Below are 14,145 nucleotides of genomic sequence, written 5' to 3' on the forward strand. Positions count from 1 at the left end.
CATGACGATATCATCGTAGCGATCCTCCAGAAAGGTCCACCATGAAGCGCGACATCCACCCCGCCTACCGGCCCGTGGTGTTCCGCGACCGTGCCGGCGGCCTCACGCTGCTGACCCGGTCCACGGCCACCAGCGACGACACCATCGACCTCGACGGGCAGACCTACCCCGTCATCGACGTCGACATCTCCGCGGCCAGTCACCCGTCCTGGACCGGACGCGGACGAGTCATGGACACCGAGGGCCGCGTCGAGCGGTTCAACCGGCGCTACGGAGCCGGCCGGTGACCACCCCCGTCGCGATCGTCACGGGCACCCAGGCCGAGGCCGTCGAACGCACGGTGCTCACCCTCGCGTGGGACACGCTCGGTGCCGTCGCGGTCCACCACACGATCGACGTCACCCGCCAGACCCTCACCCGCGTCGTCGCCGACCACACCGGCATCCTCGAGCGCGAGGAGCTCGACCTCGATCACGCCTGCGCCAGCTGCGCGCTGCGCGAGGACATCCTGCCCACGCTGGCGCGCCTCGCCCACACCGGCCGATGGAGCTCGATCGTCGCCCACCTGCCTATCAGCGCCGACGCGACCGGCATCTGCCGCGTCATCGACTACGACCCGGGGTACCGCGACCTGCTGCGCGTCAGCGAGGTCATCGCCGTGGTCGACGGACCGGAGTGGGAGAACGACCTGCTCGGCGACGACCTGCTGATCGAGCGCGAGATCCACACCTCGGCCGAGGACGGACGCAGCGTCGCCGAGACCCTCAGCTCACTGATCGAGTACGCGGACACCGTGCTGGCGGTGGGCGAGTTCCCCGACGAGGGAGGCGATCTGATCTCGGTGCTGGCCCGTCCCGGAGCCCGACTCGTGCCCGACCATCTCGTCTACGCCCTCGACCCCGGCCGGACCCGCCATCACGATGCCGCCGAGGCCTGGGTCGATCCGATGGGAACCCAGCCGGTCGGACTGATCGAGGAGGGCACCGCCTGGACCGTGGAGCTGCGCTCGGACCGCCCCTTCCACCCCGGGCGGCTCCGCGAGCACATCGCCGAGCTGGGCGGAGGCCCGCGCCGCTCGCGCGGATGCTTCTGGCTGGCATCGCGCCCCGGTCAGGCCTGCGAGTGGTCCGGCGCGGGCGGCCAGCTCAGTGTCGGCACCGCGCTCGTGCAGCCCGACGGACCGCCGCACACCCGGCTGCTCGCGACCGGCGTCGACGACGACATCGACGAGCTCGTCACGTTGTTCAACCGCTGCCTCGTCACCGACGAGGAGATCGCCAGGCGCGGCTGGACCTGGAACATCGCCGACGACGGATTCGACCCCTGGCTCGGCCCGATCGAGCGCGCCGCCTGACCCCACGGAGGAGACCCCATGGCCGTACCGAAACGCAAGACCTCACGTAGCAACACGCGGCATCGCCGCAGCCAGTGGAAGGCCAAGCCCGTCGATCTGGTCCCGGTGACCACCGGCGGCGACACCGTCCGCGTCCCGCGCCGCCTCGTCAAGGCGGTCCACGCGGGACTCGTCGACCCCAAGGAGTACCGATGAAGGTCCGCAACTCGATCCGCTCACTGAAGAACCAGCCCGGATCCCAGGTCGTCCGCCGCCGCGGCCGCACCTACGTCATCAACAAGCAGAACCCCCGCCTCAAAGCCCGCCAGGGCTGAGGATCGGTGAGCGACCGCTTAGAGTGAGCGGCGTGACCACCACGACGCAGCAGATCACCCTCGCCCAGCGGCCGACCGGCCTCCCCGACGACTCGACCTGGTCGCTCGACACCGTCGAACTGCCCGATCCCGAGGACGGTCAGTTCCTGGTCCGCATCGATCACATCTCCCTCGACCCGGCCATGCGCGGCTGGCTCAATGACGTGCGCTCGTATGTGCCGCCGGTACAGATCGGCGCGGTCATGCGCGCCGGCGCCACCGGCCGTGTCGTCACGTCGCGTCACCCGGACTTCGCCGAGGGCGATGCGGTGACCGGAACCTTCGGCGTCACCGAATACGCGATCAGCGACGGCACCGGCGTCAGCCGCATCGACCTCGACGTGGCCGACGCCCCCACCTGGCTCGGTGCGCTCGGCATGCCGGGCATCACCGCCTACTTCGGCCTGACCGATGTCGGCGAGCTGCACGAGGGCGACACTGTCGTGATCTCGGCCGCCGCCGGTGCCGTGGGCAGCGTCGCCGGTCAGATCGCCAAGGCCCGCGGCTGCCGCGTCATCGGCATCGCCGGAGGCCCGGAGAAGACGGCGTGGTTGCGTGAGATCGGCTTCGACGAGGCGATCGACTACAAGAACGAGAACGTGTTCAAGCGGCTGCGCGCCGTCGCCCCGGACGGCATCGACATCTATTTCGACAATGTCGGCGGCGACATCCTCGACGCCGCTCTCGCCAACCTGCGGCGCGGTGCCCGGGTGGTCATCTGCGGAGCGATCAGCCAGTACAACGCGGAGTCGCTGCCTCCCGGACCGAGCCGGTACATGTCGCTGCTCGTCTTCCGTGCCCGGATGCAGGGCTTCGTCGTCTTCGACTACGAGGACCGCTATCCCGAGGCGATCGACGCCATCGGCGCGATGATCACCGAGGGCTCGCTCCAGGCCCGCGAGACCGTGGTCGACGGTGGCGTCGCGGCCTTCGGCGACACCCTCCTCGGACTCTTCCGCGGAGACAACACCGGCAAGCTGGTCCTGCGCGTGGACTGAGATGCGGGACGTGTCGTTCGGTGGTTGCCTGGGTACTGGATCAAGCAGCCAGCCGATCGACGCGAAAGGTTGAACGATGCCTGCACCCGACACCACAGAACCGGCGCTCTCCCAGGGCTTTCCTCGCCAGCAGCAGGAGCCGCCCGGGTCGACCCATGAGATGACGCCGCGCCCCGATCACGGTGAGGACACCTACGAGGGTCACGACCGCCTCTCGGGCAAGCGCGCCCTTGTGACGGGAGGCGATTCGGGTATCGGCAGGGCCGTCGCGATCGCCTTCGCCCGCGAGGGAGCCGATGTCGCCTTCACCTATCAGCCCGAGGAGAACGACGACGCCCGCGAGACGGCACGCTGGATCGAGGACGCCGGTCGCACGGCCCTGGCGATCGAGGCCGACCTACGCGATCCCGCGACGTGCGAGCGCGTCGTGCACGAGACGGTCTCGCAACTCGGCGGTCTCGATGTGCTCGTCAACAATGCCGGCTTCCAGTACGCGCGCGGCGACAGCATCGCCGACATGAGCGACGAGCAGATCGACCGCGTGCTCGCCACGAACCTCAAGGCGATGTTCGTGCTGACCCGCGAGGCGCTGGAACACCTGCGCGCGTCGCGCGGCAATGTCATCAATGTGTCGTCGATCCAGGCCTATGAGCCGTCGACCTCGCTGCTGGACTACGCCTCGACCAAGGCAGCGATCAACAACTTCACCGTCAACTTCGCCCAGGAGGCGGGGCCGCACGGTGTCCGCGTCAATGCCGTGGCGCCGGGCCCGATCTGGACGCCGCTGCAGCCGGCGACGCAACCGCCGGAGAAGCTCGAGCAGTTCGGCCAGGACACACCTCTGGGGCGTGCCGGCCAGCCCGCGGAATGCGCGCCGGCCTTCGTGTTCCTGGCGAGCGATCAGACGGCCAGCTACGTGTCGGGCACGGTGCTCGGCGTGACAGGTGGAAAGGGGGTGTTCTGATGGCCAGGAAGGACAACGAGGAGAACCCGAGCCTGAAGAACCCGGACATGTACGAGGATCTCCGCGACGAAGGAGCCTCGAAGGAGAAGGCGGCGCGGATCTCCAATGCCGCCGCCAATGAGGGCAAGAAGAAGGTGGGCGAGCGCGGCGGCAAGGCCGGGTCCTATGAGGACTGGACGGTCGACGAGCTCAAGGACCGCGCCAAGGAGCTCGGCATCGAGGGCTACTCGGACCTGAAGAAGGACCAGCTCATCGACAAGCTCCGCAACCACTGAGCCCACCTACACGTTGAGTGGGGGGTCACCTCCCACGAGCGCAGCGAGCAGGGGGAACGTCAGGACGATGAAATCGGCGTCCAAACGTTCCCCCAAGCACTCCGCTGCGCTCCGTCCAGGGAGGTACCCCCACACTCAACGGGTGCGTCAGGCGTTGCGCTGACGAGGGAGGGACTGGTTGGCGACCCGGTTCTCGGCGTCGATCATCCAGGCGAGCTGCTCGATGCGCTCGAGGATGCTGTGGATGATGTCGGCCGTGGTGGGGTCCTCGGCATCGACATCGTCGTGGATGCGGCGCGCGGTCGCCGCGACGGCATAGAGGGCGCCGGTGATGAGGTCCACCGTCTCGGTGGTGTCGACCTCGTCGGCCGGGAACTCCGCCAGGCTGGACTGCGCGGCCACCGTCTTGATCCGGCCGTCCGGGGTGACGTAGACGGCGCGCATGCGCTCGGCGACGGTGTCGGAGAACTCCCGCGCGGCGTCGACGACCTCGTCGAGCTGCAGGTGCAGGTCGCGGAAGTTCTTGCCCACGACATTCCAGTGCGCCTGCTTGCCCACGATGTGCAGGTCGATCAGGTCGACGTGCAGCTGCTGCAACTGCTCGGCCATCTTCGCCGAAGCGGTGAAGGGCGGGTGCGCGGTGTGGGTGGCGGTGGTGTCAACAGGGCTCATGATCATTCCTCTCACAATTTCTTTGAATGATTCAATCAAAGCACGGTAAACACTGCAATTCCAGCAAGGGAAACCTCATCAAAGTGAGGTTTGGCTGAGCTTGGCGGAGGAGTGCCCGGCCCCGCGCCCCGAGGTAACGCCGCTATTACCAACACTTACACGCGGACGGTCCCGCGAGACGCTGCGCTCTCTAGTGTGATGGTCGCCACACTCTCTACCGCTGAGGACCACACACGATGTCACACCAGTCCCAGACCGCCCCGCCGGATCTGACTGACACGCTGTCACCCGCACGCGCCGGAACCCTCGCGCTCGAGCACATCGGGATGCGCTACCCCGGCGCGGCGACGGAATCGCTCTCCGACATGTGCCTGGAGATCGAGGTGGGCGAGTTCGTCACCCTGCTCGGGCCCTCGGGCTGCGGCAAGACCACGACCCTGAGGATCATCGCCGGCTTCGAGAACCCCACCGCCGGCCGCGTGCTCCTCGACGGCACCGACATCACCGAACAGTCCCCCAACAAGCGGCCGATGTCGATGGTCTTTCAGAACTACGCCCTCTTCCCGCACATGAACGTGTACGACAACGTCGCCTTCGGCCTGACCATGCAGAAGTGGAAGCCCGCCGCGATCACCGATGCCGTCACCATCGCCCTCGCCAGCATGAACCTCACCGGCATGGAGGAGCGTTACCCCCATCAGCTCTCCGGCGGCCAGCAGCAGAGGGTCGCCCTCGCCCGCGCCATGGTGCTGCGCTGCCGGGGCCTGACCCTCACCCCCAGGGCGGTGACTTGCGCACCTCACGGCCCGACGGGCGGTGGGATAGGCGCCGCTCGCCGCGGTTGAGACGTGCGTAGGTCACCGCGCCGGTCATGACCTCCAGGCCGAGGAATGCAGAATCCGCACGCGCGATCCGGTTCACACGAGGCGCTTCACCAGGCCGAGGGGTGCGTGCTTCATAACGGGAGCAAGAGGCGCCCAGGGCAGCGTCGGCACGCAGGCCTCGGCGACCTCGGCCTCGATCTTGCCCACCAACGCGCGACTGCCAGTCTCGGTGTCGACCATCAGCTTCGCCTCCTGGTCCACGCCCTCGTTCATCTCCGAGGCGATATAGCCGGGGTAGAGGGTGGTGACCTTGATATCGAGGCCCTTACGGCCGATGAGATCCATCCGGATGCCCTCGGCCAGGTGCGCGACGGCTGCCTTGGTCGCGGCGTAGGTGGTCATCGAGGAGGGCATCCCACGCATCGCCGACATCGATGAGATCAGCACCAGATGACCTGTCTTGCGCTCGTAGAAATGCTCCATCGCCGCCTCGCACTGGGCCAGCGCCCCCAGCACATTCGTCTGCGCCGTCTCGAGATTGGCCGCGAACCGGCCGGTGCCGATCCGGCCGCCCTTGCCGAGTCCGGCGTTGACGATGACGCGATCCAGTCCGCCGTGCTCCGTGGCCGCCTCACCGACGACCTCGAAGACCCGGTCGTGATCGTTGACGTCGAGGGCGTGCACACTCACCTCGATCCCGGGATGCGCGGCCAGCAGCTCGGCCTGGAGCGCGTCGAGCCGGTCCGTGCGCCGCGCCGCCAACGCGAGATGACCGCCCTTCTCCGCCAACACGCGGGCCATCCCCTCGCCGATGCCGGAGGACGCTCCCGAGATGAAGGTGGTACGACGCATACAGACTCCTCGACGTGTGACGCGGTTGTTCGTTGGAGTATGGCAGCGGTCCCCACGATCGCGGGCGCGAATCCGAGAAGGTTCCGGAGGTCGCGCACGCCATCGGCAGTGGTAGCTGATCAACCCCATCCAGCGCCGATAACGTTGACCACCTACCACCAGCGGGACGGAAAGGTTGATGACCTACCGCCACCCGGCGAGGGGCTAGCGGTAGGTGACCAGGTCGCGGGCGAGGTGGGTGTGCTCGTTGAAGCTCAGCAGCCGGGGGCCGGTCGACCCGGAGATGACCGTGGTGACGCTCGCGTTGATGATGACATCGTTGAGACGCTGGAACAGGGCATCGTCGCCGGTGAGCAGATGCGAGACGATCATCGCGATCGGGCCGCCCGAGGTGAACACGGCGACGCTGCGACCGGGGCCGGCCGTCGCGACGGCGGCATCGAAGGCGCCCATGACGCGTTCCACGAAGACGCTGTAGGGCTCGTCGTACTCCCCCACCCCGGATCGCCAGTCCGCGATCGCCTGGTTGAGCAGCCGTTGGAAGGCCTTGCTGTCCAGCCCGAGCGCCCCGGCATCGTGCGCGGTGGCGATGCCGACGTGGTCGTACTCGTTCCAGCCGGCGTCGACGTCATAGCCGTCCGGTCCGCCGCAGGCATCGATCGCCGCGATCGCGGTCTGCGCGTGCCGTTTCATCGAACCGGCCACCGCATCGGTGGGCACGAAACCCTCGGCCTCCCACCCCTGGCCCAGAGCGCTCGACTGCGTCTCGCCGATCGGAGACAACACGTCGTAGTCGTCGCTGCCGAACGAGGCCTGACCATGACGAATGAGATGCACGACACCCACGCCGCGACCCTACCGGCAGGTAGCGCCACGACGACGAGCGGCGTGCTCCTCACCCCGTCCACCGCCGTCACACCGTCTACCGGCCCACGGCTCGCGCGGATGCGGAACCCGAGGCTAGTCTCACGTTCATGAGTACGTCGGGAGTGAGATTTCCAGGCGACAGCACCTCAGCCACCGCACGGGAGGTCGTGGCCGAGGCGTTGCGCGAGGTCGACGCGGTCGGCGCGCGGGCTGTCCAGAACGAGACCAACTGGCGCCGGGGATATCTGGCGCACTTCACCCGCCTCGTGGAGGCGGGTATCGGATCGCCGGAAGCCGCGGTCGCCATCGCCGAGGCCGGGCTCCACGCGGCGAACGAACGCTTCCGCTTCGACGACGTGCCGCTCAGCAAGGCCACCGACAGCGCCCGGGTCACGCAGGCCTTCCACACCCGCACGATCGAGGGTGGCGCCGAGCCGGAGACGGAGCTGACGATCCCGTACCGCGGCGAGCGTCTCCGCGGCCGCCAGCTGACCGATCAGCTCGACGCATGGGTGGCGAACGGCGTCATCACGGCCTCCTGCGCGCAAGCCGTGACCCGGGTGCAGCAGAACCCCGAATGGTTGCGCCTGGAGGGCGACACCGTCGCCGTGCTCGGCGCCGGTGCCGAGATGGGGCCCTACCGCGCGTTGCTGCGCTGGGGTGCGGAGGTCGTCGCCCTCGATCTGCCGCGCCACGACATCCAGGAACGCATCCGCGAGCACGCCGAGACCGGTGCGGGGCGCGTGCACCTCCCCGCTCGCATCGTCATCGACGACGCCAGCGAGGCCGGGGCGGACATCGTGCACGAGCTCCCGGCCATCGCCCAGTGGCTCGAGGACATCGACGGACGACTCGTACTCGGCAACTACTGCTATGCCGACGGCGGCACCCACGTCCTCGTCTCGATGGCGGCCGACGCACTCGGCAGCCACCTGCGCCAGCGCCGCCCAGACACCGCCCTGGCCTTCCTCGCCACCCCCACCGATGTCTTCGCGGTGCACGGGGCGGAGGTCGTGACGGCCAACGACCGGTACAGCCACGCCTCGCGATTCCTGCGGACACCGCTGCGCGTCGTGAGCGGTGGACGGCTCCTGCAGCGCAACTATCCCCCGCTCGCCGACATGGGCATCTGCGACGCCCTCGTCCCGCAGCAGGGCCCGAACTACGCCTTCGCCAAGCGACTCCAGCGCTGGCGGGCGACCTCGGCACGGCACGACGGGGCGCTCGTCTCGCTCAATGTCGCCCCCGCGACCCGAACGCGATCGGTGATCAAGAACAAGGCCCTCGCGGCCGCCTACGCGGGTGCGCACCGCTTCGGCGTCGAGGTCTTCGATCCCGCCACGAGCAACGTGCTGATGGCCGCGCTGCTCGTGCACGATCTGCGGGCCGACGAAGCGCCGCAGGTCGAGCCCTGGATGGACGAGGCGCAGAACGCCGCCCACGGCGGGTTGTGGACGGCCGCCTATCACCCGCGCAGCGCCCTCGGCCTCGCGGCGGTGCTGGGCGTCGGCGCCCTGCGCGGCTGAGACTCCGCTGGCGGTGGGTAAGCATCCATCCTGTCCGGGCGAGCGGTGCCTCAACGTCCTTCCTGGCGCGCGAAAGGACGCTGACTCACCGACGGTGGCTGGCGAAAGGACGCTGACTCACCGCCTCACGTGGATCAGTCGAGGATTCCGCGTTGCCGGGCCACCGCGACGGCGGCCGTGCGCGAGGTGACGTCGAGCTTCTCGAAGATGTGCGCAAGGTGCGTCTTCACCGTCGCCTTCGACAGGAAGAGCACCACCGCGATGTCGTCATTGGAACGCCCCTGTGCCACCAGCTCGAGCACCTCGAGCTCGCGCGGCGAGAGGCTGACCCCCGGCGCGCGCATCCGCTGCAGCAGACGCCGCTGCACCGCCGGGCCTAGAGCCGGGCGCCCCGCCGCGGCATCGCGGATCGCCGCGGCGAGCTCCTCGGTCGGGGCATCCTTCAGCACATATCCGGTCGCCCCCGCCTCGACCGCGGTGACGATATCGGCATCCGAGTCGTAGGTGGTGAGCACGAGGACGGGAGGACCGCCGGCGGCGACGATCCGGCGGGCCGCCTCTGCCCCGCCGAGACGGCCCTCGCCGAAGCGCAGGTCGGTCAGCACCACATCGGTCTCGGGATCGGCGGCGAGCAGCTCCTCGGCGGTCGCGTACTCGGCCACCACGGTCATGTCCGATTGCGCGTCGAGCAGGGCGCGCAACCCGGCGCGCACCACCGGATGATCGTCGGCCAGCACCACACGGATCACGTCGGCACCTCCACCGCGACGGCCGTGCCGGACGGACCGGTCTCGATATCGACCTGGCCGCCCAGATCCTCGATCCTGGACCGCAACGCGCGCAGTCCGAAACCGAGCTCGCCATCGAAGCCGGTCCCGTCGTCGACGACATCGAGCACCACCGCCCCGTCGACATAGCTCAGGGTGACGTCGACCCGCGAGGCCCCGGCATGCTGCTCGACATTCGCGAGCGCCGACTGCGCCACCCGCACCAGCGCCGCCGCCACCTCGACCGGAATCACCCGCGGTTCCCCCGTCACCGTCAGGCTCGCCTGCGGCCCGACGACCCGACCGACAACGCGGCCGATCGCCTCGTCCACCGAGGACTCGGCGAGATCCGCGGGAGCGAGTCCGCGCACGAAGCGACGCGCCTCCGCGAGATTGTCCCGCGCCACCTGCCGGGCCCGGGCGACACCCGAGTCATCCCCGGTCTCCTCGGCGACCCGCAACAGCAGCTCGATCGAGCTGAACCCCTGGGCCAGGGTGTCGTGGATCTCGCGGGCGAGACGCTCTCGCTCGGCCGCCACGCCGCGCGCATGCTCCGAGGCGGCCAGCCGCTCTCGCGTGGCGACCAGCTCGCCGATCAGCTCCTGCCGCTCCTCGGACTCGCGCAGCACCGCCTCCAGGCCGAGCACGACCCCCACGGCCACCGCCGCCCCGATGACCGGACCCAGCACCGCGCCGACCGGATTCAAGTCCTGCGCGAGTCCCCCAGCCACCGCAACCGCCGTCGTCGCCACCACAGCCGCCACTCCCCGCAACGGCCCGAGCACGTGCATCTGCAGCAACGTCAAGGGGAACGCGAGCCAGATCCCTCCCGGGCCCCCTGCCAGCAGCAGAACCACCCAGGCGAGGAACAAAGCACCCATCCAGGCTCCGTCGGGCCACCAGGCGCCACGGCTCGCCCGCACCGGCCGACGGCGGATGTCGACACGCAGCCGACCCGCCACGTAGACCACCGCGAAGACGCCCGCCGCGATCAGTGCCCGTCCATCGGTACCCGCCTGGACCACCACCAGCACCAGCAGCCCGGCGAACAGCAGATCGTGGCCGAGCTGGAGGGCGCGAGTGATCGCGGCGACCCGGAACGTGTTCACAGATCCACGCTAGCGCCCGCGGGCCCTCCCCATCGGCCGAAAGGTTGATCCGAGGACCGCCCCCGGAGCCGATCCGCACGGCGCCCGCGCGAACGAGAGTGGAGCCATGTTCGTCGCCCTCCGTGATCTGCGCTTCGCCACCGGCCGCTTCGCCCTGATGACCACCGTCATCGTGCTGGTCAGCTTCCTCGTCGGATTCCTCGCCTCACTCACCTCGGGTCTGGCGCGCGAGTCCACCTCCGCCATCACCGACCTGCCCACCGACCGGCTCGCCTTCGCCACCCGCGACGGCCAGAGCCCGGACTTCACCTCCTCCTCGGTGACCGCCGAGGACGTCGACGCGTGGGCATCGACCCCCGGCGTCGACTCGGCCGAGGCGCTCGGGATCGCCACCACGCGCGCGTCGGCCGGAGACACCACGGCCTCCGTGACCACCTTCGCCGCCGAACCGGGCAGCACCCTCGTCGACACGGAGATCCACGACGGTTCCGTCGTCCTCACCCCCGCCGCCGCGGAGGACCTCGGCCATCCGGACACCGTGACGATCGGCGAGCAGACCTTCGAGGTCGCCGACGCGTCCATCGCCGACACCTCCTATGCGCACACCCCCGTCGTCTGGATGACCCTCGACGACTGGCAGCCGATCGGAGCCCCGGGAGGTTCCGGTGACACCGCGACCGTGGTCGCGATCGACGGCACCCCCGAGCACACGATCGACGACATGACCACCCTGGACCTGCGAGACGCCCGCTCCGCGATCAGCTCCTTCTCCTCCGAGAACGGGTCACTCATGACGATGCAGGCCTTCCTCGTCGCGATCTCGGCCCTCGTCGTCGGCGCCTTCTTCTCCGTCTGGACGATGAGCCGCGGCGACGACATCGCCGTGCTCAAAGCCCTCGGCGGCTCGACGCGCTATCTCCTGCGCGATGCCATCGGCCAGGCCGTATTGGTGCTCGTGATCGGTGTCGGCGCGGGAATGGGGCTCTCGGCCCTCACCTCGGCGCTGCTCGACGGAGTGCTGCCGGTGAGCATCTCGCTCTCCACGACCCTCGCCCCCGCCGCGCTGCTGGTGGGCGTCGGGCTCATCGGCGCCGGCCTCGCGGTCTGGCGCATCACCCGCATCGACCCCCACGCGGCCCTCGCCGCCCGCTGAACGGAGCACCCATGGATCTGCATCTCGACGACATCGTCCTCACCTACCCCGACGGCGACTCCACGCTCACGGCAGTCGACCACGTGACCCTGACGGTTCCGTCGGGCACGACCACCGCACTCCTCGGGCCCTCGGGTTCGGGCAAGTCCAGCCTGCTCGCCGTCGCGGGAGGACTCACCCGGCCGACCGCGGGCGAGGTGCGCATCGGCGACACCACCGTGGTCACTCCGACCACCACGCTCGCGGAGGCGACGGCGATGCGTCTCGATCGCATCGGCATCGTCTTCCAGCAGCCGCAGCTACTGGCCTCCCTCACCGCGCTGGAGCAGCTCGAACTGCACGAGCATCTGCGTGGCCGGCGTGCTCACGAAGGCCGGGAGGAAGCCGAGTCCCTGCTGGCGGCCGTCGGACTCGGCGATCAGCTGCATCGGCGACCAGGCGATCTGTCCGGCGGTCAACGTCAGCGGGTCGCGATCGCCCGGGCGCTCATGGGGTCACCGCAGGTGCTGCTGGTCGACGAGCCGACCTCGGCCCTCGACCACGAACGTGGCACCCAGATCATCGAGCTGATCACCGGGCTTGCGCGTGAGAACGACGCAGCGACGCTGATCGTCTCGCACGACGAGTCCACGCTCGGTTCCGTGGACGCGATGTGTCTTCTCGTCGACGGGTCGCTCGTCCCCTCCTCCGAACCAGTGGCACCCGCGACCAGGCAGGGCGGTGAGTAGGCGTCCGTCTGAGCGCAGAAATGGCCGCTGACGCACCGCCCAGGGGCGGCGGTGAGTCAGCGGCCGGTGAAGTTCGCGGCACGCTTCTCGATGAAGGCGGCCTTGCCCTCCTCGTGATCGGCCGTGCCGGCGAGCTCGGTCTGCCCGGCGGCCTCGCGATCGAGGGTCGCGCCCAGGGTCGGCAGGCTCGCCGCGTTGACGGCCTCCTTCGTCCTCGCATAGGCCACCGTCGGGCCAGCCGCGAAACGCGCGACGGTCTGTTCGACCGCGGCGTCGAAATCCTCATCGGCCACCGTCTGGGTCAGCAGCCCCCACTCCACGGCCAGCTCGGCCGGCAGCTTCTCGCCGCTGAGCAGCAGCCGCATCGCCCGCGTGCGTCCGATCGACGCCGCCAACAGCTCGGTGGCCGCGCCATCGGGCATCAGGCCGATGTTGACGAAGGCCTGCAGCACATAGCCCGAGGTCTTCGCGATGGAGACATCGCAGGCCACCACGATCGAGCAGCCGACGCCGGCCGCGATGCCATTGACGGCCGCGACCACGGGGAACGGAGCATCGGTGATGGTGTGGATGAGCCGGTCGATCGCCTCGAGGATGCCGGGATTGACCGTGTCCTTGGCCATCGCCGCGCCCGAGGAGAACGCGCGCCCCTCGCCGGTGATGACCGCGACGCGGACGCCCTCGGCATTCGCGAGCGCGTCGCTGATGTCGTTGACCATCGCGGTGTCGAGCGCGTTGAGCCGATCGGGGCGGTTGATGGTGATGCGCAGGACGCCGTCGCGGCGATCCACCAATACGTCGGTCATCGTGCCTTCTTTCATCGCGTGGGTCTCCATTGTCCGAGCAGGGTCTGCAGCGCCGCGATGAGCGCGACGGGCTGATCGATCATGATGTGGTGCCCCGCATCGGGGATGACCGTCACCGGCACCGTGCCGCCCAGGCGCTCGCGGACCGTCTCGGTGATGTCGATCGTGGCCATGCCGCGCTCGCCGCGTAGCAGCACGACCTCGCAGGCGGCACCCCGCAGATCCTCCGGCTCCATCATCGAGTTGACGAAGACGCGGGGGTCGAACTTCCACCGCCAGCCCTCGGCCTCCTCGCACACCGACCCCTCGGCGATGTGCCGCATGACGTACGCGAGCTGCACCTCGTCCTCGGGAAGCGTCCGGAAGCGGGCGAGGATCGTCTCCCGGTCGGGGTAGTAGCGCGGCGTGTCATAGACCCGCTGATGGCGACGCTCAGTCGATTCGGCCGAGAGCTTGTGCACCGGCGAGTCGATCGCCACCGCACCACGCAGCCGGTCACCGTGGTCGCGCGCGGCGGTGAGGGCCACGAAGCCGCCCATCGAGTGTCCGTAGACGACCGGCGGCTCAGCGGACTCGGCACCCGCCACCGCCAGGACCTCACGTGCCCAGGTCTCCAGGTCGTAGCTCTCGCGTCGTCCGCTGTCACCATGACCGGAGAGATCGATGGCCAGGACGCGGTGCTCGGCGGCCAGATGCGGGCCGATGTGGTCCCACCATCCGCTGTGCGCGGCGCCGCCGTGGACGAGGACGACCACGGTCGCGCCCTGCGGCCCCCAGGCCCGGTACCGGATCGACGTGCCCTCGACCTCGACCGACAGCAGCTCGGGCCGCTGCGCAAGGGCCGCGGAGTACCACTGGGGAATGTCGCTCACCCGCTCACCGTAGTAGGTCGGATGC

17 protein-coding genes and 1 pseudogene are annotated in these 14,145 nt (G+C 69.4%); 11 read left to right on the forward strand and 7 right to left on the reverse strand.

The window, feature by feature from the left end:
• The first annotated feature begins 41 nt into the window (after positions 1-41).
• From FNM00_RS13680 to FNM00_RS13710, 7 genes and pseudogenes are all read left to right on the forward strand, one after another.
• The gene (locus tag FNM00_RS13680; RefSeq protein WP_143914109.1) at positions 42-287 is read left to right on the forward strand and encodes a type B 50S ribosomal protein L31; all 246 of its coding nucleotides are present in this window, start codon (positions 42-44) and stop codon (positions 285-287) included.
• Positions 284-1,354 (forward strand): GTP-binding protein, encoded by a 1,071-nt coding sequence (locus tag FNM00_RS13685; RefSeq protein ID WP_246065184.1) that lies wholly within the window; start codon positions 284-286, stop codon positions 1,352-1,354. The genes FNM00_RS13680 and FNM00_RS13685 overlap by 4 nt, the downstream gene beginning before the upstream one ends.
• An 18-nt stretch (positions 1,355-1,372) precedes the next feature.
• Positions 1,373-1,530 (forward strand): annotated as a pseudogene (gene rpmF / locus FNM00_RS13690) (50S ribosomal protein L32); the annotation flags it as partial.
• Positions 1,531-1,545: 15 nt separating this feature from the next.
• Positions 1,546-1,668: a type B 50S ribosomal protein L36 gene (gene ykgO / locus FNM00_RS13695; protein WP_087623343.1), complete on the forward strand. Its 123-nt coding sequence runs from the start codon at positions 1,546-1,548 to the stop codon at positions 1,666-1,668.
• 32 nt (positions 1,669-1,700) lie between these two features.
• On the forward strand, positions 1,701-2,705 hold the full coding sequence (locus tag FNM00_RS13700) for an NADP-dependent oxidoreductase (RefSeq protein WP_185973154.1): 1,005 nt from the start codon (positions 1,701-1,703) through the stop codon (positions 2,703-2,705).
• A gap of 76 nt (positions 2,706-2,781) precedes the next feature.
• Positions 2,782-3,669, forward strand: a complete 888-nt coding sequence (locus FNM00_RS13705) for an SDR family oxidoreductase (protein WP_143914113.1) — start codon at positions 2,782-2,784, stop codon at positions 3,667-3,669.
• Positions 3,669-3,944: a DUF7218 family protein gene (locus FNM00_RS13710; protein WP_143914114.1), complete on the forward strand. Its 276-nt coding sequence runs from the start codon at positions 3,669-3,671 to the stop codon at positions 3,942-3,944. Before FNM00_RS13705 ends, FNM00_RS13710 begins: the two co-directional genes overlap by 1 nt.
• Before the next feature lie 147 nt (positions 3,945-4,091).
• Here the strand turns inward: FNM00_RS13710 and FNM00_RS13715 are convergent, their stop codons facing one another.
• Positions 4,092-4,616, reverse strand: coding sequence for a Dps family protein (locus FNM00_RS13715; RefSeq protein WP_240190802.1), 525 nt, complete (start codon positions 4,614-4,616; stop codon positions 4,092-4,094).
• 236 nt (positions 4,617-4,852) lie between these two features.
• On the opposite strand from FNM00_RS13715, the gene FNM00_RS13720 reads away from it, so the two are divergent.
• On the forward strand, positions 4,853-5,461 hold the full coding sequence (locus tag FNM00_RS13720) for an ABC transporter ATP-binding protein (protein ID WP_143914116.1): 609 nt from the start codon (positions 4,853-4,855) through the stop codon (positions 5,459-5,461).
• A 72-nt stretch (positions 5,462-5,533) separates the two neighbouring features.
• Here FNM00_RS13720 and FNM00_RS13725 read toward each other — a convergent pair whose 3' ends face one another.
• Positions 5,534-6,292 carry an SDR family oxidoreductase gene (locus tag FNM00_RS13725; RefSeq protein ID WP_143914117.1) on the reverse strand — a complete coding sequence of 253 codons (759 nt, stop codon included), beginning with the start codon at positions 6,290-6,292 and terminating at the stop codon, positions 5,534-5,536.
• Positions 6,293-6,496: 204 nt separating this feature from the next.
• Complete coding sequence (locus FNM00_RS13730; protein ID WP_143914118.1) at positions 6,497-7,138, reverse strand: histidine phosphatase family protein; 642 nt, start codon at positions 7,136-7,138, stop codon at positions 6,497-6,499.
• Between the two features lie 128 nt (positions 7,139-7,266).
• Between FNM00_RS13730 and FNM00_RS13735 the strand changes: the two genes are divergently transcribed.
• Positions 7,267-8,685, forward strand: coding sequence for a hypothetical protein (locus FNM00_RS13735; protein WP_143914119.1), 1,419 nt, complete (start codon positions 7,267-7,269; stop codon positions 8,683-8,685).
• 134 nt (positions 8,686-8,819) lie between these two features.
• Here FNM00_RS13735 and FNM00_RS13740 read toward each other — a convergent pair whose 3' ends face one another.
• On the reverse strand, positions 8,820-9,434 hold the full coding sequence (locus FNM00_RS13740; protein ID WP_143914120.1) for a response regulator transcription factor: 615 nt from the start codon (positions 9,432-9,434) through the stop codon (positions 8,820-8,822).
• Positions 9,431-10,561 carry a sensor histidine kinase gene (locus tag FNM00_RS13745; RefSeq protein ID WP_143914121.1) on the reverse strand — a complete coding sequence of 377 codons (1,131 nt, stop codon included), beginning with the start codon at positions 10,559-10,561 and terminating at the stop codon, positions 9,431-9,433. Before FNM00_RS13745 ends, FNM00_RS13740 begins: the two co-directional genes overlap by 4 nt.
• A 106-nt stretch (positions 10,562-10,667) precedes the next feature.
• On the opposite strand from FNM00_RS13745, the gene FNM00_RS13750 reads away from it, so the two are divergent.
• Both FNM00_RS13750 and FNM00_RS13755 read left to right on the forward strand, forming a co-directional pair.
• On the forward strand, positions 10,668-11,714 hold the full coding sequence (locus FNM00_RS13750) for an ABC transporter permease (protein ID WP_143914122.1): 1,047 nt from the start codon (positions 10,668-10,670) through the stop codon (positions 11,712-11,714).
• A gap of 11 nt (positions 11,715-11,725) precedes the next feature.
• Positions 11,726-12,442 carry an ABC transporter ATP-binding protein gene (locus FNM00_RS13755; RefSeq protein ID WP_143914123.1) on the forward strand — a complete coding sequence of 239 codons (717 nt, stop codon included), beginning with the start codon at positions 11,726-11,728 and terminating at the stop codon, positions 12,440-12,442.
• A gap of 56 nt (positions 12,443-12,498) precedes the next feature.
• Here FNM00_RS13755 and FNM00_RS13760 read toward each other — a convergent pair whose 3' ends face one another.
• Both FNM00_RS13760 and FNM00_RS13765 read right to left on the reverse strand, forming a co-directional pair.
• Positions 12,499-13,248 (reverse strand): enoyl-CoA hydratase, encoded by a 750-nt coding sequence (locus FNM00_RS13760; protein ID WP_143914124.1) that lies wholly within the window; start codon positions 13,246-13,248, stop codon positions 12,499-12,501.
• Positions 13,249-13,259: 11 nt separating this feature from the next.
• Positions 13,260-14,120, reverse strand: coding sequence for an alpha/beta fold hydrolase (locus tag FNM00_RS13765; protein WP_143914125.1), 861 nt, complete (start codon positions 14,118-14,120; stop codon positions 13,260-13,262).
• Positions 14,121-14,145 lie beyond the last annotated feature (25 nt).

The sequence above is a fragment of the Aeromicrobium piscarium genome (assembly GCF_007421815.1).
In the GTDB taxonomy this organism is placed as follows: Bacteria; Actinomycetota; Actinomycetes; order Propionibacteriales; family Nocardioidaceae; genus Aeromicrobium; species Aeromicrobium piscarium.

Coding starts and splice junctions, on each gene's coding strand:
- FNM00_RS13735 (WP_143914119.1), top strand. CDS start 7,267: ATGAGTACGTCGGGAGTGAGATTTCCAGGCGACAGCACCTCAGCCACC.
- FNM00_RS13720 (WP_143914116.1), top strand. CDS start 4,853: ATGTCACACCAGTCCCAGACCGCCCCGCCGGATCTGACTGACACGCTG.
- ykgO (WP_087623343.1), top strand. CDS start 1,546: ATGAAGGTCCGCAACTCGATCCGCTCACTGAAGAACCAGCCCGGATCC.
- FNM00_RS13750 (WP_143914122.1), top strand. CDS start 10,668: ATGTTCGTCGCCCTCCGTGATCTGCGCTTCGCCACCGGCCGCTTCGCC.
- FNM00_RS13705 (WP_143914113.1), top strand. CDS start 2,782: ATGCCTGCACCCGACACCACAGAACCGGCGCTCTCCCAGGGCTTTCCT.
- FNM00_RS13755 (WP_143914123.1), top strand. CDS start 11,726: ATGGATCTGCATCTCGACGACATCGTCCTCACCTACCCCGACGGCGAC.
- FNM00_RS13725 (WP_143914117.1), bottom strand. CDS start 6,292: ATGCGTCGTACCACCTTCATCTCGGGAGCGTCCTCCGGCATCGGCGAG.
- FNM00_RS13760 (WP_143914124.1), bottom strand. CDS start 13,248: ATGACCGACGTATTGGTGGATCGCCGCGACGGCGTCCTGCGCATCACC.
- FNM00_RS13715 (WP_240190802.1), bottom strand. CDS start 4,616: ATGAGCCCTGTTGACACCACCGCCACCCACACCGCGCACCCGCCCTTC.
- FNM00_RS13680 (WP_143914109.1), top strand. CDS start 42: ATGAAGCGCGACATCCACCCCGCCTACCGGCCCGTGGTGTTCCGCGAC.
- FNM00_RS13710 (WP_143914114.1), top strand. CDS start 3,669: ATGGCCAGGAAGGACAACGAGGAGAACCCGAGCCTGAAGAACCCGGAC.